The organism is Ferruginibacter sp. (assembly GCF_049840995.1).
Taxonomy (GTDB): Bacteria; Bacteroidota; Bacteroidia; order Chitinophagales; family Chitinophagaceae; genus Ferruginibacter.
In genome coordinates this window covers 121,371-143,360 of sequence record NZ_JASGIP010000006.1, presented here as the reverse complement: position 1 = coordinate 143,360, position 21,990 = coordinate 121,371, and the positions used below count along the sequence as shown (strand labels likewise).

Below are 21,990 nucleotides of genomic sequence, written 5' to 3'. Positions count from 1 at the left end.
AATATCAAACAACAATATCGTGCAAAAACATTTTTTCATCATTGCGGTCCTGCTTATAACAGCAATATATTCATCCGCTCAAAAGAACAGGTATAAACCGATTGATGCCAATGCCACCGCGGAAACAAAAGCCTTATACGCAAACCTGCAACAGCTTTCAAAAAAACATATCCTGTTTGGTCACCAGCATGCAACAGAATATGGCCACGGATGGAGCAGCAGCGATACCAGCAGGTCGGATGTAAGATCGGTCACCGGTTCGCACCCGGCTGTAATTGGTGTGGACTTCAGTGGTTTATCCGGCAGGCCGGATGATATGATAGAAAAGGAGAAGACACGGTTGCAAAAGATAATAACGGATACGTATAACCGAGGCGGAGTGATAACAGTAGCCTGGCATTTCAATAACCCGGTTTCCGAACCGGTCTTTTACTGGAAAGATTCTACTTCTGCACCCGCGGTAAAAAATATTATTCCCGGCGGTTCGCATCACCAAAAATACAAAGCGATATTAAGTACTATTGCAGCATTGGCAAAATCGGTAAAAGGCAAGGATGGGAAACTGGTGCCGATGATCTTTCGACCTTATCACGAACTGGATGGGTATTGGTTCTGGTGGGGCAAACCTTATTGTACTGCCCATGAATTTAAAACCCTGTGGCAATTTACTGTAAGCTATTTAAGGGACAGCCTGCACGTACATAATTTTATTTACGCATTTTCGCCGGATAATACATTCGGCACAGAAGCGCAATACCTGGAACGCTATCCCGGCAATGACTATGTAGACATGGTGGGTATGGATAATTACAACGACCTGGGCCGCTACGGCATTTATAAAATGGATTCCGCCATTTTAAAATTAAAGATCGTTGCGGATTACGCCCTCAAAGCAGGTAAGCTGGCAGCTCTAACGGAAACAGGTTTGGAATCTATTCCTAATGCCACCTGGTGGACAGAAATTTTGTTGAAAACATTGCGGTCAGCAAAAATGAATCTATCTTATGTGTTGGTATGGCGCAATGATGCCACCAGTGCCACGCATTTTTATGCGCCTTATCCCGGGCAGGTAAGTGTGCCCGATTTTTTAAAATTCTATAACGATCCCTATACCTTGTTTGAGAACGATCTTAAAAATATCTACAAGCTGAAAAAATAAGCTGCTATGAAAGAGAAAATATTATCTGCATTATTGTTTTTAATTATTGCAATACAAGTTTGCGCACAACCGGTTAAAGAACATGGGCAATTAAAAGTATTGGGTACACAACTGGTGGATGCAAAAGGTAAGCCCGTAGCATTGCACGGTATGAGTTTTGGTTGGCACAACCTGTGGCCAAGATTTTATAATGCAGGCGTGGTAAAAGAATTAAAACAGCAATGGCACTGCACCGTGGTAAGGGCGGCAATGGGGGTGGAGCTGAACGACAGCGGTTACCTGAAAGATCCTGCCGGTTCTGTTGCTAAGATAAAAGCTGTGGTGGATGCGGCTATCAAACAGGGCATCTATGTCATCATCGACTGGCATTGCCACAATATTAAACTGGCAGAGGCCAAAATATTTTTTAAACAAATGGCAACGGCTTATGGCAAATATCCCAACGTGATCTATGAATTGTTTAACGAACCAGATCATGAAACATGGCCCGAGGTAAAAGCCTATTCCGAAGAACTGGTACAATTGATCCGTAGCATCGACCCGGATAATATTATCTTGATCGGCTGCCCCAAATGGGGCCAGGATATACAATTGCCCGCAGCGGATCCTATAAAAGGCTACAGCAATTTAATGTACACTATGCACTTTTATGCAGGCACACACAAGCAATGGTTGCGTGACAGAACGGATGAAGCTATTGCAAAAGGCCTTCCCGTATTTGTATCAGAATGTGCCGGTATGGAAGCCAGCGGTGATGGGCCTATCGATCATGCTGAATGGGAAAAATATGTACAATGGATGAATACAAAAGGATTGAGCTGGATCGCATGGTCGGTATCCGATAAAAAAGAGACCTGTTCGGTGTTGCTGCCATCCGCATCCAGCACGGGCAAATGGAAAAAAGAAGACATAAAAGAGTGGGGAAATACTGCTAAAAACGCCCTTCAGCAATATGTGAATAAAAAATAACAACTCATTTTCGATGTTAAAACGTTGATTATTAATTGAGTTAGATATGGTATTAAATTTGCTTTGTAGTACAGGCCTGTAGTGCAGGCGATTTTAACAAAGTTGGTGAAGGGTAGATTGTACCTTTGCACCCGGCTTGCTAAAAGTTTTAATTTTAAAAACCAATATCTTATTCAGCATGAAGAAGCAAGGCTTAAAAAAATTTCATCTTTTTTTCTCGTCACTTTTCATTTTCATTCTGCATATCCCCTTTGTATTTGCAAAGAACAGACCTGTAGCAGTAAAAACTGTAGGCCCTAAGATAGTTGTGGCCGCACCGCCCGTTGAAGAAATACCTGCTGCACCAGCAGTGGTACCCGGTAACACACTAGCAATGGTATACGATAGCCTCCGCCTGAATGTAATGGGTTTATCGCAACAGGCTTTTGATTGCGCCATGCACGGTTTTGATTACCTGGTAAAAGCAGGAAAGATAGCCAACCGTAAAATCATTTCTATTGCAGATTTCAGTTTGCCTTCCTATAAAAAAAGATTGTTTGTGATCGATCTTGAAAAATACAAAGTGGTATTCAATACTTATGTGGCGCACGGTGTTAACTCCGGCAAAGAATATGCAGCGCAATTTTCCAACCGCCCCGAAAGCAATCAAAGCAGCCTGGGCTTTTATGAGACCATGAATACCTATATCGGTAAGAATGGTTATTCACTGCACCTGCAGGGTTTGGATAAAGGTTTTAATGATAATGCCGACAGCCGTGCCATTGTAATGCATGGCGCTGATTATGTAAATGAAGACCTGATACAGTCACAAGGCTATATCGGCCGCAGCTGGGGATGCCCTGCAGTTTCGGAACAATTGCATAAACCAATCATCAATAAGATAAAGAACGGCACCTGTTTTTTCATCTACAGTCCTGATAAGAACTATCTATCTCATTCCAAGATACTGAAGCAGGCAGCGGGCATGGCCACAGCAAACAGGAGTTGATAAAAAATATTATCTGTTTAAGGTCCCCCGCTCACACGGGGGATTTTTGTTTTAAGATTTCATTGCATAATAATAACTTTACCAAAATTTTTTTACTACATGAGTCTCAGACAACAATTGCAAGGCACGGGTGTGGCACTGGTTACACCATTTAAAACCAATACCGAAGTAGATTATGATGCTTTAGGTAAACTCATCGATTTTGATATCGATAACGGAGTGGAGTATTTAATATCGCTGGGTACCACCGGCGAAACCCCGACACTTACTTCGAAGGAAAAGAAGGACATCATTAATTTTACATACGAAAAGGTGAACGGCCGTGTGCCTGTGGTTGTGGGTATTGGTGGCAACAATACCAAAGAAGTGATAGAAAATTTACAGGATTATCCACTCGATAAAGCCATCGCGGTATTGAGCGCAAGCCCCTATTACAATAAGCCATCGCAGGAAGGTATCTACCAGCATTATAAAGCATTGGCAGCAGCATCGCCTAAGCCGGTGATACTGTATAATGTGCCCGGAAGGACCGGCAGCAATATGGCTGCAGAAACCACTTTGCGCCTGGCAAAAGAAAAGAATATAGCAGGCATGAAAGAAGCCAGCGGCAATATGGTGCAGTGCATGCACATACTCCGCGACAGGCCACAGGATTTTTTGGTGGTAAGCGGCGACGATCATATTGCATTGCCCCTGATAGCAGCAGGTATGGACGGCGTGATCAGCGTGGCAGCCAACTGCTTTCCAAAAGATTTCAGCGAAATGATACGCCAGAGCCTGAAAGGGAATTTTGAAGCGGCAAAACCACTGCATTACAAATGCCTGGAAGGATGCGACCTGTTATTTGCAGAAAACAATCCTGCAGGCGTAAAAGCATTCTTATACGAGCTGGGTATTATTGAGAACGTACTGCGCCTGCCCGTAGTGCCATTAAGCGATGCCATTCACCAGAAAGTGAAAGCATACCTTAAAAAATAAAATACCGGTATTTTCGTTGTATATTTTGCATTGCTTTATCACAGATCAATAATCAAAACCACAGTACAATGAACAACAAGGTATACATCCTGTTTTTTTTGTTGGTTTTTTCTGTTTCATCATTCGCACAATATACATTAAGGATAGAAATAGTTGCAACGCCCTCTGCCCATAAGGAAGAGGGCGTTTTTGCTGCCGGTAATTTCAACAACTGGAACCCCGGCGATGAACATTATAGTTTTTCAAGAACCGGCGACAAACTGGTACTAGAAATAAAAACGCTGGCAGCAAAAAAATACGCTTTTAAATTTACCCGTGGCGACTGGAAAAGAACGGAGGCCACGGCTGCAGGAAAAGATGTGGCCAACAGGGAAATTGAGTTATCGTCAGACACCACCATCACTGCTACAGTAGATGGCTGGAAAGACGATCATGCTACCATAGAATACCATACCGCCAGCGCCAATGTGCATGTAATGGACAGCGCTTTTTTTATTCCGCAGCTGCATAAGAACCGCCGCATCTGGGTGTATTTGCCACCGGGATATAATGCAGGTAAAAAACATTATCCCGTAATGTATTTGCAGGACGGGCAGAATTTATTTGACGAATCGTACAGTGCTTTCGGCAGTGAATGGGGCGTGGATGAATGCATCGACAGCCTGGTGGCAAAAGGCAAACAGGGCTGCATCATTGTAGGCATTGATAATGGCGGATCTTCCAGGATGAATGAATACAACCCGTATGAATTTACTTTAAAAGATTCTTCAAGATCCACCACCTTTGCACCACAGGGCAACGATTACCTGGATTTTATTACAGAGACATTGAAGCCCTATATAGATAAGCATTACCGCACTTTATCATCCAAGGAAAATACCATCATTGCCGGTTCTTCCATGGGCGGACTGATCGCTTATTATGCAGCGCTCAAATATCCTGATGTGTTTGGCAAGGCAGGCATATTTTCTCCTGCATTCTGGACAGCGCCGGCCATTGAAGCATTGACCGATTCCGCAACCAGGAAAGTAGACAGTAAATTCTTTTTTTATATTGGTGGAAAAGAAGGCGACCGTTATGTGACCGATATGAATGAAGTGGCAGAAAAATTAGGTGCAGCATCCAATGCCATGATCTATACACTCGTTGATCCCGAAGGCAAACACTACGAAGCCGCCTGGCGCAAATGGTTTGCAGAATTTTATGTGTGGATGATGGCTGACGGCTATAATAACGTTATCAAACTGGAGCAGTAGAGTACAGAGTTCAAAGTTGAAAGTTCAAAGTTGAAAGTGCAAAGTTCTGAGTACAAAGTTCAGAGTACCTGGTGACCAAAAAAAATATTAATTATCCATTATCCAATTATTCATTATACTTTGTAGCAGGTTCCTTCCAATGCCAGCTCTGTATTTTCAAACACTTCTTTTGCCTCTGGTAAAAAAGCATCCAGCGTTTCGTATTTAGAAGAGAAATGCCCCAGCAGTAATTTTTTTACATTGCCCAGTTTGGCAATACTGGCCGCCTGGTGCGTGGTGCTGTGAAAACGCATGGCAGCTCTTTCATGCAGGTCTTTAAGGTAAGTGGCTTCGTGATAAAGCAGGTCTACCTCTTTTATTTTTTCCGCCAGCGATTCATCATAAATGGTGTCGGCGCAAAAAGCATAGCTCCTGGCTTTGGGAGCGGCGGTGGTCACTTCCTCATTGGGTACAATACTGCCTTTTTTATTTACATAATCAAAACCCTGTTGCAGCTTTTCGTAAAAAGCAGCGGGTATCTCGTAAATAGCAGCTCTTTCAGCGTTTACTTTCCGCGGATTCTTTTTCTCCCGGAATAAAAAGCCCCAGCATTCAATGCGGTGCTTCACCCGGAAACATTCAACCTGCAGTTTTTTATCCGCAACAATAATACCCTCGGATCTTAACGGATGAAAATGCAGCGAAAAAGGCAGCTTGGTATCAGCCACACTCAGCTGTAATTTAAGGATAGCATCCAGTGGTTCCGGTGCATGCAGGTGCAGGTCCTGGGTGCGGCCCAGTAACCCCATGCTGGTGAGTAAACCTATCAGTCCATAATAATGATCGCCATGCAAATGCGAAATGAAGATCCGGGTGATCTTGCTGCGGCGGATCTTGTACCGGGTCATCTGCATCTGGGTACCTTCCCCGCAATCGATCAGGTAGCTTTCGTCGGCGGTTTGTAAAACCTGTGCAGTGGGATTGCGGTCAAAGGCCGGTATTGCAGAATTATTGCCCAGTATCGTAAGTGCCAACATCCTTTTAAATGAATAATTTAATAATTAATAATTGATAATGTTTTTAATAGTTAGGTTCTTACAATATGGATCGGTTCAAATACTTAAAGGATCTACTCAATAATGTACTATTCATTATTTCATTATCCATTATTCATTATCACTTAGGAGCTCCCTTTCTATTTCCTCCATCTGCACAATATCCCAGGCCTCGCTTTCGGTGGGTGTCACGTTCATCAGCTCCAGCAATTCATTGTCATCCAGCAGTTTCTCCGGCTGATCCTGCAAACTGCAGATCACAAAGGAACAGTTATTTTCATAAAACTGCTGCTGCAGGTTGGCCAGCGCTTCACCGGCAACCTCGTCCAGCTGTTTTACGTTAACCATATTAAAAACGATATGCGGAATGTCTTTTTGCAGGTAAGGAAGCAGTAAATCGCTCAATTCGCCTGTCATATTAGCAGCAAAGGCATTTTCCTGCGGCGTAATAACAGTGAATTTTTCTTTGGTATCTATTTTGACATTCATTCAGTAAAGACTCTTTGAAGATTACGGTATAGTTGTTTTTTGTAAAGTAAAGGAAAATTTAAATACGGTTCTAACGTTAAAGAATTATCAGTTAAAAAAAGGAGGGCAAACAAATTTTTAACTTTTTAACATATTAACATTTGGCCTTTCTGCTAAACTTAATCTTCAAAATAATCGTTATTATTGTATAAGCTAAATCAATCAGCAAATGGACAACAATTTTTCGGCACAAGTAAAAGAAATTATCTCTTACAGCCGTGAGGAAGCACTAAGGTTGGGAAATGATTTTATTGGCACAGAACATTTGGTTTTAGGATTGATAAGGGATGGTGAGAACACTGCGATCAAGACTTTGAAATCCCTTAACATCGACCTGTTTGAATTACGCAAGGAAATTGAAATGGCGGTAAAAGATAAAACAGGAAAAAACATCGCCAATATCAATTCCCTGCCATTGACCAAGCAGGCTGAGAAGGTGATCCGCATTACCGTTTTAGAAGCTAAGGCGCAAAAAAGTGCATTGGTGGAGAGTGAGCACCTGATGCTTTCCATCCTTAAAAATAAAGAGAACATCGCCACGCAGATACTGAACCAGTTTGACGTGGACTATGATGTATTTAAAAATGAGCTGGGCTTTGTTACCAGCAACCCGCCATCGGCCGAATTCAGCGATGAGGGCGATGAGGAATTTGATGAAGAAAGGAAACAGTATGGGCAACAAAAATCACAGCGTGGCGGTGCGGCCAACCAGCCCAAAACAAAAACGCCGGTGCTGGATAATTTTGGAAGGGATATCACCCGCCTGGCTGAGAATGGTTCGCTGGACCCGATCGTAGGTCGTGAGAACGAGATCGAAAGGGTATCGCAAATATTGTCCCGTCGTAAAAAGAACAATCCCATTTTGATAGGCGAACCCGGTGTGGGTAAAACCGCCATAGTGGAAGGGCTGGCATTGCGCATTGTGCAACGCAAAGTATCCAGGGTATTGTTCGATAAAAGAGTGGTGAGCCTGGACCTTGCAGCGCTGGTGGCCGGTACCAAGTACCGTGGCCAGTTTGAAGAAAGGATGAAGGCCATCATGAACGAACTGGAAAAGAACAGGGACGTAATTCTATTCATCGACGAGATACATACTATTGTGGGTGCCGGTGGCGCCAGCGGTTCGCTGGATGCCAGCAATATCTTTAAACCTGCTTTGGCAAGGGGCGAACTGCAATGCATTGGTGCATCTACTTTGGATGAATACCGCATGCACATTGAAAAAGATGGCGCCCTGGACCGTCGTTTCCAGAAAGTGATCGTGGAACAGCCATCAGTGGAAGAAACCATCCAGATACTGAACAATATCAAGAACAAGTACGAGGACTATCACAACGTTACTTACAGCCAGGAAGCCATTGAAGCCTGCGTAAAACTGAGTGACCGCTACATGACCGACCGTTTATTGCCCGATAAAGCGATCGACGTATTGGACGAAGTAGGCGCCAGGAAACATATCAAGAACATCAACGTTCCTGCTGAAATAATCGAACTGGAAAAAAAGATCGAGGACATTAAGCTGGAAAAGAATAAAGTGGTGAAGAGCCAGCGTTTTGAAGAAGCCGCTTCACTGAGGGATACAGAAAAACGCCTGCAGGAAGAACTGGAAAAAGCAAAAGCCGACTGGGAAGAAGAAAGCAAGCACAAACGTTATCCTATCGAGGAAGAAGATATTGCCGAAGTGGTACACATGATGACGGGCATACCGGTTAAACGCATGGTACAGGCCGAAACAGACAAATTGCGCCGCATGGCCGATGACCTGAAAGGTGCTGTAGTGGGCCAGCAGGATGCTATTGTAAAAGTGGTGAAAGCCATCCAGCGTAACAGGGTGGGATTGAAGGATCCTAAAAAACCGATCGGAACATTCATCTTCCTGGGGCCAACCGGTGTGGGTAAAACAGAACTGGCTCGTTCGCTGGCCAAACATATGTTCGACAGTGAAGATGCGCTGATACGTATCGACATGAGTGAATACATGGAAAAATTCACCGTAAGCCGTTTGATTGGTGCGCCTCCGGGCTATGTGGGTTACGAAGAAGGTGGACAGCTGACCGAAAGGGTAAGGCGTAAACCTTATTGTGTGATACTGTTGGATGAAATAGAAAAAGCACACCCGGATATTTACAATATACTATTGCAGGTGCTGGACGATGGCCAGTTAACGGATGGTATGGGCCGTAAGGTGGACTTTAAGAACACGCTGATCATCATGACATCCAACATTGGTGCAAGGCAGCTGAAAGACTTTGGCGATGGTGTGGGCTTTGCAACAGCAGCACGTATGGACAGTGCAGACGAGAACAACAAAGCAGTGATAGAAAAAGCCTTGAAACGTACCTTCAGCCCTGAGTTCCTGAACAGGATCGATGATGTGGTGGTGTTCAATTCGCTTTCAAAAGAAAATATCTTCGAGATCATTGATATTTTAATGAAAGGTGTATTAAAACGCCTCACCAACCTGGGTTTCTCTATGGAACTGACACCGGAAGCAAAAGAGTTCATTGCCGATAAAGGATACGATTCACAATTTGGTGCAAGGCCGCTGCACAGGGCCATCCAGAAATTCCTGGAAGATCCGCTGGCGGAAGAGATACTGAACATGAATATCAAGAACGGTGATGTGTTGGTTGCAGAACTGGACAAAGAAGCTGAAAAAATAAAATTCAGTTTAAAAGAACAGGGCACTAAAAAGGAAAAGCAGTCTGAAGTATAATTAACACAGCTTTACGATACCGGGGCCATTTGCTGAAAAGTAAATGGCCCTTTTTTTATATCTTTAATTACACAGTATAGTATAAACATGAAGCATTACAGGATATTGATAGTGATCGCAGGTATCGGCGCATTTGTTGCCATGGGTATGGGGCTGCCTTACCATAAAGAAAGGAACCTGAAAGTGCTGCCAAAAGATATCAGCGATGCAAAACTGGACAGCATTATGGATAGCTATACCGTGGCATTGGGCGTAAAATGCAATTTCTGCCATGTGCCGGTTAAGCAGGGCAGCGACAGCCTGGATTTTGTGTCGGATTCAGACCCCATGAAGGAGAACGCCAGGGGTATGATGAAAATGGTGATAGACGTGAACAAGAACTATTTTTATTTTGATAAAAACACCCGCCCGGAATATTTGAATGTAATAAATTGTAATACCTGCCACCGCGGAGAGCCGATCCCGAAAGAAAAATAATATATTCCTCTTACGTATTTTTATTCGCAACTTATTTTTTGAATTAGGGATTTTTGCAGCATTTTTGTGCCGCAATGGAAAATAAGAAGATCATTATCACAATAGATGGCTGGTCATCGTGCGGTAAAAGCACCCTGGCAAAACAACTGGCAAAAGAACTGGGTTATGTTTATATCGACAGCGGTGCCATGTACCGGGCCATCACTTTGTATTTCCTGCGCAATCATATCGACTGGACAGATACCGCTGAAGTAAATACGGCGCTCGAAAATATCCATATCGATTTTGAATACAATCCCAAATCGCAGCAATCAGAAATTATACTGAATGGAGAGAATGTGGAGTACGTGATCAGGGACCTGGTGATAGCAGAAAAAGTAAGCGATGTGGCTGCAATAAAAGAAGTACGATCTTTTGCAGTGGCGCAGCAACAAAAAATGGGTGAAAAAAAAGGCGTGGTGATGGATGGAAGGGATATCGGCACCACTGTTTTTCCAACCGCTGAATTAAAAATATTTATGACGGCAGATATAGCAGTAAGGGTGGAAAGAAGATTTAAAGAAATGTACGAGAAGAACCCCAACATTACCCTGGAAGAAGTAAAGACCAATCTTGAAATGAGGGATTATATCGATTCGCACCGCGAAGTGAGCCCGCTGCGTAAAGCAGACGATGCTATAGAAATTGATAATACCCATCTTACCATGGAAGAGCAATTGAAAATTGCATTAGACCTGGTAAACAAATAAAGAGCTGTACTAAACAATAATTTCCCGCAAAGCAATGCTGTTTTATGGCATGTAGTTGTGGTACTACTTTGCAGTACTACCTGAACACAAGCGCTACTGCTACCTGATAATTATCCATTCTACTTATTTTATTTCGAAACAAAGGGGTGCATATTTGCACACTTATTCTAACTGTGTTGTATAAGTGAAAATACAGTGTTTGAAACCAGCTTTGTTTAACGTGCTTGTATGAAGTGCTTGCTTTGTTTAAACAAAAAATATTTTCAAAAAACTAAATCCACCTTTTCACTTTTATCGTAGTTATAAGTTAGCAGTATAAACTAAACCTGTAAAAAACCAAATCAAAGCTGATGCTTGACCGTGCATTTCCACACTTCTCTAAGGAGTTGCTGAGTGATATTGAAGAACTAAGCGTTCCGAAATTTTACGATGCTGGTCAAACAGTTGTAAAAAAAGGGCAGTTGTTGCCCGGTGTGCACATTATTACCGAAGGCTGCATAAAAATTTACCAGCAAAGTGAACAAGGTAATAATTTTTTAATCGGGTATATAAAAACTGGCAATAGTTTTGCTGTGTCAATATCCGACGATAGTAAAGAAGAGCAGAAAAGATTTGTCCTTAATTTTATCTCCCTCGAACCAACTCACATCCTTTTAATGTCCTTCGCCAACAAAGACATGCTTGCCAAAAAGCATGACCAATGGTATAAATATATACTACAGACTGCTGTTATGTACTATTCTTTTTACCTGGAACAAATAGATGCGATTGCTTTTCGTAAAATGGACAGCAAGGTGGAATTGTTTTTAAAAAAATTATCGAAGGTGAAACAATCAGATGTTTTAAAAATAAGCCACCAGGAAATTGCAGATGGATTGAATACATCGAGGGAGGTGATATCGAGACTATTAAAAAAAATGGAAGAAGCAGGAAAAATAAAAATGAATCACAACGCAATAAAAATTATTTCGGTGTTGTGATATTAGTCACATTGTTGAATTTCAATTTTATTTTTTCTTTGCACCCGTTTTTAAAAATTGGCTTTCTGAAACAAACCAAATTTTTAAGTATAACTAAATCTAAACTTTATCCAGATGAAAAAAGTACCTCTACTACTTTGCTCGCTTTTATTATGTTGTGCATTGGTGTCTCACGCACAAACGTACAATCTTCATTGGGGCTCAACATCGTGGACCGGCCCAACCTATTCAAAGAATGTTACCAATATCGGTGGTTCGGGTATCGATGCTACAGTAGTGATAACCAATACCAGTCCTGCTGGTAACATAAGTTCAGCTACCACAGCTACCAACGATGCGTTCCAGAATAATACACCCGCAGTAGGTACTGTAGGCGGTACTGCATGGTTCTTACCAGGCAGCACAGGCGGAAGTCCTTTGGTGGAATCAGTAGACTGGAGTTCACTGACTTCAACTGTTACAACAGTCATTACTTTTACAAAACCTGTAAGCAGTGTATCTTTTTATGTAGGTGATATGGACAGAACGAATCCATTGAGCTATATTGACCGTTTTACTTTTACAGGTAAAAAAGGTACCGTAGCTGTTTCAAATCCTATCGTTACAAAATTCGAAGCCACTGTTACTGCACCCGATACGGTATTGATCAGTGGTAATACTGCTTATGGTAACCAGGCACTGTCTGGGGGTAACGCAGCTACCAACAGCATCGCCAACCAGGGCGCTACCGTATATGTGCAATTCGGCAGCCCGATCACAGAACTTACCCTGGTTTGGGATGAAGGTCCGGGTGCCACCGGCGATCCGGCCCGCCAGACCGTAGCAATAGGGGATATCAGCTTTACAAAAGTACCGGGGTTACCACCGGTTGCGGATAATTTTATAAATGCGTCTATGCCACAGGGTAAGGCAGCTACTGCCATACCCGGTTTAACATCAGCAGATGCAGATGGCACCATTGCCAGTTATAAAATAACTACTGTGCCAACAGCAGCACAGGGTGTGTTAAGCATTCCCTGCCCGGCCACACCAACAGGTGCTACCTGTACCGGTGGCTTTGCCGATCTTACAGCAGCGGTGCTCACCGCCAATCCAGGCGGTATCGTACTGACCACTGCACAGGCAGCAGCTATGCGCTTTGACCCTGCAGCTAACTTTACGGGTAATGCCACATTTAATTTTACAGCAACTGATAACGACGGTAATGTGAGCAATACAGCAGTATATACATTACCGGTAACATCTATGCCGCCGGTATCTAATAATATTATGGAGAACAGTATGGTCAACAGCAATGCAGCCACTGCTATCCAGGCATTGAACTCTTCTGATATTGATGGAACCATCTCCAGCTACCAGGTAACTACTTTACCTTCTGCAGCTGCAGGTGTATTAAGTGTGCCATGTGGTGGCGTTAATCCTACTTTAACAGGCTCTACCTGTACAGGAGGTTTCCAGGATCTTACAGCAACAGTGTTGTCTAATTATCCATCCGGTATTCCTTTAAATGCAGCACAAATGGCTGGTATGCGCTTTGACCCTACCGGCGGCTTTGTAGGCAATGCTGTATTTAATTATAATGCAGTAGACAACAGCGGTAATACCAGCAATACGGCTAACTATACTATACCGGTTGTGGCAAGCGCAACAACAGCAAGGCCTCCTTTAGCAGATAATATTACTTCACAAACTATTAATAATAGTCTTGGTAATACTGCAATACCTGGATTACAGGCTACTGACCTGGATGGTACCGTGGCAAGCTACAGGATCACAGCTATACCATCAGCAGCATCAGGTGTGTTAAGGATAACCTGTCCTTCAACGCCATCAGGCCTTACCTGCAGTGGTGGCTTTGCAGACATCATTGTCAATACCGTATTAACTCCTGCAGAAGCAGCAAGGCTGGTATTTGATCCTGCCGCAACATTTACAGGAACCGCCAGCTTTACTTATACCGCTACCGATAACTCAGCACTGGTAAGTAACACTGCAACATATAATATCCCTGTTATCAATGCAGCGCCGGTATCCACCAGTATCACAACAGCTGTTAACTTTAATGCAGGTGCAACAGCCATACCCGCATTGTCAGGAAGTGATGCAGACGGTACCATTGCAAGTTATACTATTGCAACAGTGCCAACAGCAGCACAGGGCGTATTGAGCATGCCTTGCCCGGCCACACCAACAGGCGGCACCTGTACCGGTGGTTTTGTGGATCTTACGCCTGCAGTATTATCTTCTAACCCGGGTGGTATTGTACTAACGCCAACACAGGCAGCAGGCATCCGTTTTGCACCTACAGCAGGTTTTTCAGGTACCGCTCCATTCACTTATACCAGTACGGATAATAATGGTAACATAAGTGCGGCCGTTGCCTACAATATTACAGTGGCAGCACAGCCCCCGGTTGCGTTGGATATCATAAATGCGGTTATGCCTAACAGTAATGCTGCTACAGCAATAAGTGGTTTAAGTGCAACAGATGCAGATGGTACGATCGCCAGCTATAACATATTAAGCATCCCTGACTCTACACAAGGTATATTGAGCATCACCTGTCCTGCAACACCAACAGGTGCCACCTGTACGGGCGGTTTTGCCAATTTAACTTCATCTGTACTGGCGGCCAATCCCACCGGTATTTCATTAACAGCAGCACAGGCTGCAGCATTACGTTTCGATCCTACAGCAGGATTTACCGGTCTTGCAGCATTTAAATATGCGGCGGTAGATAATAGCGGTTTATCCAGTAACGTAGCTACTTATACCTTACCGGTTTCAGGTACAGGCAATATACCGCCGATAGCAAAGAATGTTACAGCAGCAGCAATGCCCGCAACCAATGCGGCTACAGCTATCACCGGCCTGGTAGGCTCTGATGCAGATGGTACCATTGCAAGTTATACACTGGTATCTGTTCCTTCAGCAGCACAGGGTGTGCTGAGCATACCTTGTCCTGCCACACCAACAGGCGCTGCTTGTACCGGTGGTTTTGCTGATCTTACACCAGCTGTATTAGCTGCTAATGCGGGCGGCATCGTACTGACCACTGCACAGGCCGCAGGTATGCGTTTTGACCCGGCAGCCAATTATACCGGCATCGTTGATTTTGGATATGTAACAACAGATAACAGCGGTTCTGTAAGCGCCGGCGCTATCTACACCATACCGGTAACGGGTACACCGCCAGTTGCTACGGCCATTGTAACGCCATCTATGTCGCAAACCAATGCCGCTACTGCAATTCCATCACTGGTGGCAACAGATGCAGACGGCACCATTGCTTCTTATTTCTTAGAAACATTACCGGCAACAGCACAAGGTGTATTAAGCGTACCATGTCCGCCAACATTGACCAGTGCAACCTGTACCGGCGGGTTCCAGGACCTGACCGCAGCAGTACTGGCGAATTATACCAGCACAGGAGGTATACCATTAACTGCTACGCAGATCGCAGGTATGCGTTTTGATCCTGCTGCCGGCTATGCAGGCAACGTGGTATTCAATTATCATGCAACAGATAACAGTGGTATGTTGAGTAACACCACCACCTATACCATCCCTGTTACAGGAATGCCTCCAGTATCCACTGACGTGGTATCTGCAAAAATGTTCAACACCAACGGGCCTACTGCCATCTCAGGCTTGGCAGGCAGCGACCCCGATGGCACTATCGGTAGTTATGTTATCACCAGCATACCACCTACATCACAAGGGGTGTTGAGCATTACCTGTCCTGCAACACCAACAGGCGCCACCTGTACAGGCGGTTTTGCAGACCTTACTGCTGCAGTATTGGCGGCTAACCCTGGCGGTATTGCATTGACCACCGCACAGGCAGCTGCAATGAGGCTTGACCCTACTGCAGGCTTTAATGGTAATGTAACCTTCAATTATGCAGCTTATGACAATAATGGTAACCTTAGTAACGTTGCAGCATACACGATACCGGTGGGTACACCAGCTGTGCTGCCTGTACAGCAACTGAATGTAGCTGCAGTATTGCAGAACTACATGGTAACCGTAAGCTGGAGAACAGAAAACGAACTCAATACCAGCAGGTTCTTTGTAGAACGCAGTATTGATAATAATACATTTGTATCAGTAGGCGATGTGGCGGCAGCCGGTACTTACAACGGTACCAGGAATTACAGCCTGCTGAATGATGTGAGTGCGCTGGCAGGCACACCGGTGATCTATTACAGGATAAAAGTGGTGGATGTGAACGGTAAGTTCTATTATTCTGAAACAGTGCTGGTAAGATTATCTGCTACCGCAGGCATAAGAACATGGCCTAACCCTGTAAAAGAAAGCATCACCATATCGCTGTACAGCGAAGCCGCTACCACACTGAATGCACAGGTGATCGATGCGACCGGTACATTGGTGGTACAGAAAAATTACAGCATTGTAAAAGGTAATAACCAGTTGAACCTGGATAATCTTTCCCAAATGGCGAGTGGTATTTACATGCTGCGTTTAACTGACAAAGCAGGTAACATACATTATGTACAAAAAGTAACTAAAGAGTAAAAGAAATAGTGCAGTACAATATAAAAGCCTGTAAGCATTGCTTACAGGCTTTTGTTTTAAAATGATGCGGTCAAAGCTTCGATGCTGGTAGTGGTATTAAAAAAAGACAGCAGTTTTTCTATCACGCCTTCCACCAGTGCATCGGGGCAGCTGGCGCCACTGGTGATCAATATTTTTACCGGTTCTTTTGCGGGTAAAAAATCAACCGTGGTCAGTTCTTCTTTGGTATGAAAATTAAAATGCTGTATCAATGAAGAAGAAATGATCTTCTCTTCGCTGTTGATGAAATAGGTAGGCAGTTTTTCTTCGCACAATTCCACCAGGTGCGAAGTATTGCTGCTATTGTAGCCACCCACCACAATGGCAAGATCGGCTTCCGTTTCCAGCAGGCCATATACAGCGCTCTGGTTATCGTTGGTGGCATAACATAAAGTATCCCTGGTATCAGAAAAACGTTCTTCCACATTGGCAGCTGTAAGCTGGTATTTATCTGTCATCACCTGTTTTAAAAAATCGGCAATGGCCTGTGTATCGCTAGCCAGCATAGTGGTTTGATTAACCACGCCGATGCGCTGCAGGTCTTTACCGGCATCAAACCCTTCCGAAAATCTACCTTTGAATTCAGTATAAAAACTATCGCTGTCTTTTTCGCCGGTAATATATTTACTCAATGCAATGGCTTCCTTCATATCATTCACCACTACGGTAGGTGTATGGTGCGCTGCATGCGAAAAAGTGGCCCTCGTTTCTTCGTGCGTGGGTTTGCCATGTACCACTACTGTATAATTTTTCTTAGCGATCTGTTCGCTGCGGTTCCATACCTTTTCAACAAAGGGGCAGGTGGTATTGTATTTTTCTGTAGGGATACCAATGGCATTTAATTTTTCTTCAATGGCCAGCGTAGTACCAAATGCAGGAATGATCACTACGTCATCTTTCGTCAATGATTCATAGGGAACAATTTGTTTGCCATACGTATCCTGTAAAAACTGCACGCCTCGTTGCAGCAGGTCGGCATTCACCTGCGGGTTGTGGATCATTTCACTCAATAAAAAAATGCGCTTGCCCGGGTTCTCTTCTACTGTGCGGAAAGCAATGTCAATAGCATTCTCTACGCCATAACAAAAACCAAAATGCCTAGCAAGGTAAATCTGTACAGGACCAAAATCCAGCAGGGCAGGGCTGAAATCTTTTTTCATCTTATCCTGCAGCTTGCGCCTGTTCTTTATAGCGCTGATCAAAGGACTGCGATAGATGATAGGAACATTAAATTGCTTCATTGTACTGCAAAGGTACAATAAGCTTATCGAACCTTTATAACCGGCTGTTTACTGTTTTTACGCAAAGCCTTCTTACATTTGAGTGGATAAAATTGCCTGTAAATGAAAAGAATACTTCCATTACTGCTGGCAGCGGCAATGGCGGCCTGTAATAATGCCGGAAATAAACCTGCCGATCAGTTAAACAAAAAAATGATACACAATAACTATAAAAAAGCCGGCTGGATCAACAGGACCAATATTTACGAAGTAAACCTGCGTCAATACACTACCGAAGGAACTTTTAATGCCTTTGCACAACAGTTACCCCGTTTAAAAGAAATGGGCGTGGAAACCCTCTGGTTCATGCCCATAACACCCATTGCGCAAAAAAATAAAAAAGGCAGCATGGGCAGCTATTATGCCTGCAGCGATTATACTTCTATCAATCCCGAATTCGGCAACCTGGATGATTTTAAACACCTGGTAAAACAGGCGCATGATATGGGTTTCAAGGTCATCATCGACTGGGTGGCCAACCATACCGGCTGGGATCATGTATGGACAAAAACGCATCCTGATTATTACGAAAAAGACAGCGCCACCAACGATTTTAAAATTGCCAGTGGCATGGATGATATCATTGAGCTGGATTATAAAAATCCTGCTTTGCGCAAAGCCATGATAGAGGCCATGCGCTACTGGGTAACAGAATGCGATATCGACGGTTTCCGTTGTGACCTTGCTTTTTGGGTGGAACTGGATTTCTGGCTGGAAGCGAGGACCGAACTGGAAAAAACAAAAACACTTTTCTGGTTGGCAGAAAGTGATCCGCTGGAACACCCCGATTATTACCAGGCTTTTGATGCCTGCTACACCTGGACCTGGATGCACAAAACAGAAGACTTTTATAAAAAACACCAGGATAAGAATGTGCTCGACTCTGTATTGAAAGATTACAATGCTATCTGCTCCGGCGATAATATACCACTGTGGTTCACCACCAACCACGATGAGAACAGCTGGAACGGCAGTGAGTATGAAAAATATGGCGATATGGCCAAAGCCCTCGCTGTATTCAGTTTTACCTGGAACGGTATGCCCATGATCTACAGCGGACAGGAACTGCCCAACCTGAAACGCCTGAAATTTTTTGATAAGGATACTATTGAATGGAATGGCAAATACGAGTTGCATGATTTCTATAAAAAACTCCTCTTACTTAAAAAACACAACCCGGCATTGAGAGCAGCCGACCCTCATGTTACAACTTACCTGCTCTCAACAACCGCCAACGAAAGTGTACTGGCTTTTTTACGGAAAAATGATGATGATGGTATTATTACAATCATAAACTTTAGTAATAAGGATATAAACTTTGATGTAAAGGATGATAATTTTAAAGGGCCGTATGTTGATGTTTTCAGTGACAGGTGGTGGGATTTTGATGGGCAAACTCATTTTGAAATGAAAGCATGGGAATATATGGTTCTCTCTAAAGCAAATGGAAAGGTTAAAGCCTTATAATAAAAGAAGCCCCGTAATTTACGGGGCTTCTTCGTACTCTGTACTATAAACTTTGCACTTTAAACTCTGCACTAATTACTCGTCACCTAACGTTATCGGGTATTCGTATTCTCCATCGTAGCCGGGATAAAAACCGCTGATGGTGATATTCTTATTGCTGCCGATCTCTGTCTTCAGTTCATCCACACTTTTTACAGCTTTACCGTTCACTTTCAATATAACAAAACCATCCTTCATACGGGTTTGGTCGTTGATAGCGCCATCATTTATTTTTTTAACCACCACACCGCCGCTTATACCATAATCTTTTGCTTTTTTGCTATCCAGTGATGCCAATTCAGCACCCAGGTTGTCAATGGCCGCATCTGCTTTTACAATATCAAAATTGCCGGCCTTGTTCTTAAGTGTTACAGTAACGGTATTTTCTTTACCTGCACGGGCAAAAGTAACGGGGATCTTATCGCCGGGTTTGTAGCGGCTGATCTGGCCCTGCATTTCTGCACCGCTTGCAACTTCAATGCCGTCGATCTTACGGATGATATCACCCTTACGGATACCCGCAGCATAAGCTGCACCGTCAGTTGGTACTTCCTGCGCATAAATACCTTCGGCAGTTACAGGAATGCCCGCTCTTTTCTTTTCATCTTCGCTCAGGTCGCTGGCAGGTACAAACTGTACACCCAGGTAACCTCTCTGCACTGTACCGAATTTGATCAGGTCGTCCACTACTTTCTTAGCAATATTAACCGGTATAGCATAGGAGTAACCAGAGTAATAACCGGTAGGAGAAGCAATGGCGGAGTTGATGCCCACTAATTTTCCATCGGTATTTACAAGGGCGCCACCACTATTGCCCTGGTTAACTGCCGCATCGGTCTGGATAAAAGATTCCACACCCGATTTGGCATCACCATTCCTGTCTTTGTTCAGGCCCAGGCTTCTTGCTTTGGCGCTTACGATACCTGCAGTAACCGTGGTTTCCAGGTTCAATGGATAACCGATCGCCAATACCCATTGACCGATCTTCAGGTCGTCTGAATTACCATATAAAAGGAAGGGCAAACCGGTAGCGTCGATCTTGATCACGGCAAGATCATAAGAAGGATCGGTGCCCACCACTTTAGCGGTATAAGTTTTTTTGTTGCTTAATGTTACGGTCAGTTCATCCGCTTTATCTACCACATGGTTATTGGTAATGATATAACCATCTTCGCTAACGATCACACCCGAACCGCTGGCACGTTGCTCCGGTATCACACCGCCGCGGCCATTGCCAAAGAACTGGTTGAAGATGTCATCATCAAACAGGTCGCCAAACGGACTGTTTGATTTGGAACGGGGCAGGTTGTTGGTGACCTGCTTGGCGTTTGTTTTTGTTTTGATATGCACCACAGCCGGTAAAGCTGCAGCAGCTGGTTGTGTAAAATCCACGGCACCCGTTGGAGGCGTGGCCCCGTCAAGCAGGCCGGCGTATTTATAGTTCGAAGGTACTACCCCGGCTTCCTGTCCTGCATAAGCATTATTCGTTTTCATGAATTTTCCATAGCCCCATATTACTCCAAGGGCTGTAACAGCACTGATTGCAACTGTGAATAAGACTTGTTTGAATTTCATTTTCTTAGGTTTTATTTAATTGTTCTGAAAATTTGTTCCTTACCAGGCTTTGCTGCTCAACTCCCTGCCTGGTACTACAAAATAACAAAGAACTGCCAGTATTCGATTTACCATTGGGCATCTTTAACAGTTAATTAGGAAGACTTTCGTAGATGTTATTTAACTGTTTAAAATGAACTATAAAGTTAATAAAAACTGCATGGTATCCACACCGTCCGCATAATCCTGCAAACCGGGGGTTTGGGCCTGCCCGAAAGGCATATATTGCTGCCCCACGATGCACTGGATATCATCATTGCCTTCCAGCTGGGCGGCAGCCTGTTTTGCATCGCTGTAAAAGCTGTAATGCAGCTGGCTGATGGCAGAAAATATCTCTTCGCTCTCTATCAATAGAGTGCTGCCATTGGTCATGTAAAAAATATTATTCATCAAAGCAATGGACAATTGATAGTCGTAATTATTCTTGTATTTATTGTGATCGGCAAAATAAGCGTACTTATCAAAAGTCTTTAACAAAGGCACAAAATCATATCCTTCCGGAACCCATATCTTGGTAATATTCCTGCAACCGAGGCCAAAATATAAATGCACATCATCCGATAAGCGATCCAGTTCTTCTGTAGTTTCCTTACCGGTTAAAACAGCCACCGAAGTACGGTTGCGGCGGATGATGCTCGGGTACTTTGAAAAATATTGTTCAAAATATCTTGCACTGTTATTGCTGCCGGTGGCGATATAAGCATCACAACCTTTCAGTATCTCGGCCAGTGAAATATAATTCTGAACAGTGATCTCCCAGCTGTATAATTTTTGTATCAGGTGCTTCATCAGAATATCATCCTTGCTGGATAATTTGATGGTTTGATAATGCCCGCTGATGAACACACATAAAAAATCGTGAAAGCCCACCAAAGGAATATTGCCTGCCATTACAAGCCCGATATTTTTTCCATTGATATTATCATCCAGCCGGTAATGATGCGCCCATGCGGTTAATTTATCCTCAGGTAAAAATTCGTTGCAGATGTTCTTTACGGCAATATCAATAAACTCCGGTGTGAACCAACCATTCAATGCAGCAGCCCTTGCTTTTATCTCCTGCCATTCAGGATTATTTTCTTCCAGATAATTTTTTAATTTCTGTAATAATTCAATTCTATTTTGTAAATTCATATTGTTATTATTAAATTGCACCTGTAACCCTACGGGTGGTTTTA

The 21,990-nt window shown here is 43.5% G+C and carries 16 protein-coding genes; 11 read left to right on the top strand and 5 right to left on the bottom strand.

All coding sequences use genetic code 11. The features are described 5' to 3' along the window. Window positions 1-19: 19 nt before the first annotated feature. From QM738_RS15915 to QM738_RS15895, 5 genes are all read left to right on the top strand, one after another. Window positions 20-1,159 carry a glycoside hydrolase family 26 protein gene (locus tag QM738_RS15915; RefSeq protein WP_462277717.1) on the top strand — a complete coding sequence of 380 codons (1,140 nt, stop codon included), beginning with the start codon at window positions 20-22 and terminating at the stop codon, window positions 1,157-1,159. Between the two features lie 6 nt (window positions 1,160-1,165). Beyond that, window positions 1,166-2,128, top strand: coding sequence for a glycoside hydrolase family 5 protein (locus tag QM738_RS15910; protein ID WP_462277716.1), 963 nt, complete (start codon window positions 1,166-1,168; stop codon window positions 2,126-2,128). A gap of 178 nt (window positions 2,129-2,306) precedes the next feature. Further along, a complete protein-coding gene (locus QM738_RS15905; RefSeq protein ID WP_462277715.1) occupies window positions 2,307-3,116 on the top strand; it encodes a murein L,D-transpeptidase catalytic domain family protein in 810 nt (269 codons plus the stop codon). Between the two features lie 99 nt (window positions 3,117-3,215). After that, window positions 3,216-4,094, top strand: a complete 879-nt coding sequence (dapA, locus tag QM738_RS15900; protein ID WP_462277714.1) for a 4-hydroxy-tetrahydrodipicolinate synthase — start codon at window positions 3,216-3,218, stop codon at window positions 4,092-4,094. Window positions 4,095-4,162: 68 nt separating this feature from the next. Continuing rightward, window positions 4,163-5,350, top strand: coding sequence for an alpha/beta hydrolase (locus tag QM738_RS15895; protein WP_462277713.1), 1,188 nt, complete (start codon window positions 4,163-4,165; stop codon window positions 5,348-5,350). Between the two features lie 113 nt (window positions 5,351-5,463). Here the strand turns inward: QM738_RS15895 and QM738_RS15890 are convergent, their stop codons facing one another. Next, entirely contained in the window at window positions 5,464-6,366 is a 903-nt protein-coding gene (locus QM738_RS15890) for a ribonuclease Z (protein ID WP_462277712.1), read from the bottom strand. 129 nt (window positions 6,367-6,495) lie between these two features. Next, a complete protein-coding gene (locus QM738_RS15885; protein ID WP_462277711.1) occupies window positions 6,496-6,873 on the bottom strand; it encodes an STAS domain-containing protein in 378 nt (125 codons plus the stop codon). A gap of 208 nt (window positions 6,874-7,081) precedes the next feature. On the opposite strand from QM738_RS15885, the gene QM738_RS15880 reads away from it, so the two are divergent. The 5 genes from QM738_RS15880 to QM738_RS15860 all read left to right on the top strand — a co-directional run bounded on the left by QM738_RS15880 (window position 7,082) and on the right by QM738_RS15860 (window position 16,373). Beyond that, on the top strand, window positions 7,082-9,628 hold the full coding sequence (locus QM738_RS15880; protein ID WP_462277710.1) for an ATP-dependent Clp protease ATP-binding subunit: 2,547 nt from the start codon (window positions 7,082-7,084) through the stop codon (window positions 9,626-9,628). A gap of 87 nt (window positions 9,629-9,715) precedes the next feature. Next, the gene (locus tag QM738_RS15875) at window positions 9,716-10,105 is read left to right on the top strand and encodes a c-type cytochrome (RefSeq protein ID WP_462277709.1); all 390 of its coding nucleotides are present in this window, start codon (window positions 9,716-9,718) and stop codon (window positions 10,103-10,105) included. A 53-nt stretch (window positions 10,106-10,158) separates the two neighbouring features. Beyond that, window positions 10,159-10,854, top strand: coding sequence for a (d)CMP kinase (gene cmk / locus QM738_RS15870; protein ID WP_462277708.1), 696 nt, complete (start codon window positions 10,159-10,161; stop codon window positions 10,852-10,854). 350 nt (window positions 10,855-11,204) lie between these two features. Further along, a complete protein-coding gene (locus QM738_RS15865; protein WP_462277707.1) occupies window positions 11,205-11,834 on the top strand; it encodes a Crp/Fnr family transcriptional regulator in 630 nt (209 codons plus the stop codon). Window positions 11,835-11,948: 114 nt separating this feature from the next. Continuing rightward, window positions 11,949-16,373: a beta strand repeat-containing protein gene (locus QM738_RS15860; protein ID WP_462277706.1), complete on the top strand. Its 4,425-nt coding sequence runs from the start codon at window positions 11,949-11,951 to the stop codon at window positions 16,371-16,373. A gap of 56 nt (window positions 16,374-16,429) precedes the next feature. On the opposite strand, the gene QM738_RS15855 is transcribed toward QM738_RS15860, so the two are convergent. Next, window positions 16,430-17,653 (bottom strand): 4-hydroxy-3-methylbut-2-enyl diphosphate reductase, encoded by a 1,224-nt coding sequence (locus tag QM738_RS15855; RefSeq protein ID WP_462277705.1) that lies wholly within the window; start codon window positions 17,651-17,653, stop codon window positions 16,430-16,432. Between the two features lie 102 nt (window positions 17,654-17,755). Between QM738_RS15855 and QM738_RS15850 the strand changes: the two genes are divergently transcribed. Continuing rightward, window positions 17,756-19,159 (top strand): alpha-amylase family glycosyl hydrolase, encoded by a 1,404-nt coding sequence (locus QM738_RS15850; RefSeq protein WP_462277704.1) that lies wholly within the window; start codon window positions 17,756-17,758, stop codon window positions 19,157-19,159. A gap of 75 nt (window positions 19,160-19,234) precedes the next feature. Here QM738_RS15850 and QM738_RS15845 read toward each other — a convergent pair whose 3' ends face one another. Then, entirely contained in the window at window positions 19,235-20,773 is a 1,539-nt protein-coding gene (locus QM738_RS15845) for a trypsin-like peptidase domain-containing protein (protein ID WP_462277703.1), read from the bottom strand. A 177-nt stretch (window positions 20,774-20,950) separates the two neighbouring features. Continuing rightward, window positions 20,951-21,946: an acyl-CoA reductase gene (locus tag QM738_RS15840; RefSeq protein ID WP_462277702.1), complete on the bottom strand. Its 996-nt coding sequence runs from the start codon at window positions 21,944-21,946 to the stop codon at window positions 20,951-20,953. Window positions 21,947-21,990 lie beyond the last annotated feature (44 nt).

What these genes read in the sequence shown, in the direction of transcription:
- QM738_RS15910 (WP_462277716.1), top strand. Translation starts at nt 1,166, where the DNA reads ATGAAAGAGAAAATATTATCTGCATTATTGTTTTTAATTATTGCAATA.
- QM738_RS15905 (WP_462277715.1), top strand. Translation starts at nt 2,307, where the DNA reads ATGAAGAAGCAAGGCTTAAAAAAATTTCATCTTTTTTTCTCGTCACTT.
- dapA (WP_462277714.1), top strand. Translation starts at nt 3,216, where the DNA reads ATGAGTCTCAGACAACAATTGCAAGGCACGGGTGTGGCACTGGTTACA.
- QM738_RS15895 (WP_462277713.1), top strand. Translation starts at nt 4,163, where the DNA reads ATGAACAACAAGGTATACATCCTGTTTTTTTTGTTGGTTTTTTCTGTT.
- QM738_RS15890 (WP_462277712.1), bottom strand. Translation starts at nt 6,366, where the DNA reads ATGTTGGCACTTACGATACTGGGCAATAATTCTGCAATACCGGCCTTT.
- QM738_RS15885 (WP_462277711.1), bottom strand. Translation starts at nt 6,873, where the DNA reads ATGAATGTCAAAATAGATACCAAAGAAAAATTCACTGTTATTACGCCG.
- QM738_RS15880 (WP_462277710.1), top strand. Translation starts at nt 7,082, where the DNA reads ATGGACAACAATTTTTCGGCACAAGTAAAAGAAATTATCTCTTACAGC.
- QM738_RS15875 (WP_462277709.1), top strand. Translation starts at nt 9,716, where the DNA reads ATGAAGCATTACAGGATATTGATAGTGATCGCAGGTATCGGCGCATTT.
- QM738_RS15865 (WP_462277707.1), top strand. Translation starts at nt 11,205, where the DNA reads ATGCTTGACCGTGCATTTCCACACTTCTCTAAGGAGTTGCTGAGTGAT.
- QM738_RS15860 (WP_462277706.1), top strand. Translation starts at nt 11,949, where the DNA reads ATGAAAAAAGTACCTCTACTACTTTGCTCGCTTTTATTATGTTGTGCA.
- QM738_RS15855 (WP_462277705.1), bottom strand. Translation starts at nt 17,653, where the DNA reads ATGAAGCAATTTAATGTTCCTATCATCTATCGCAGTCCTTTGATCAGC.
- QM738_RS15850 (WP_462277704.1), top strand. Translation starts at nt 17,756, where the DNA reads ATGAAAAGAATACTTCCATTACTGCTGGCAGCGGCAATGGCGGCCTGT.
- QM738_RS15845 (WP_462277703.1), bottom strand. Translation starts at nt 20,773, where the DNA reads ATGAAATTCAAACAAGTCTTATTCACAGTTGCAATCAGTGCTGTTACA.
- QM738_RS15840 (WP_462277702.1), bottom strand. Translation starts at nt 21,946, where the DNA reads ATGAATTTACAAAATAGAATTGAATTATTACAGAAATTAAAAAATTAT.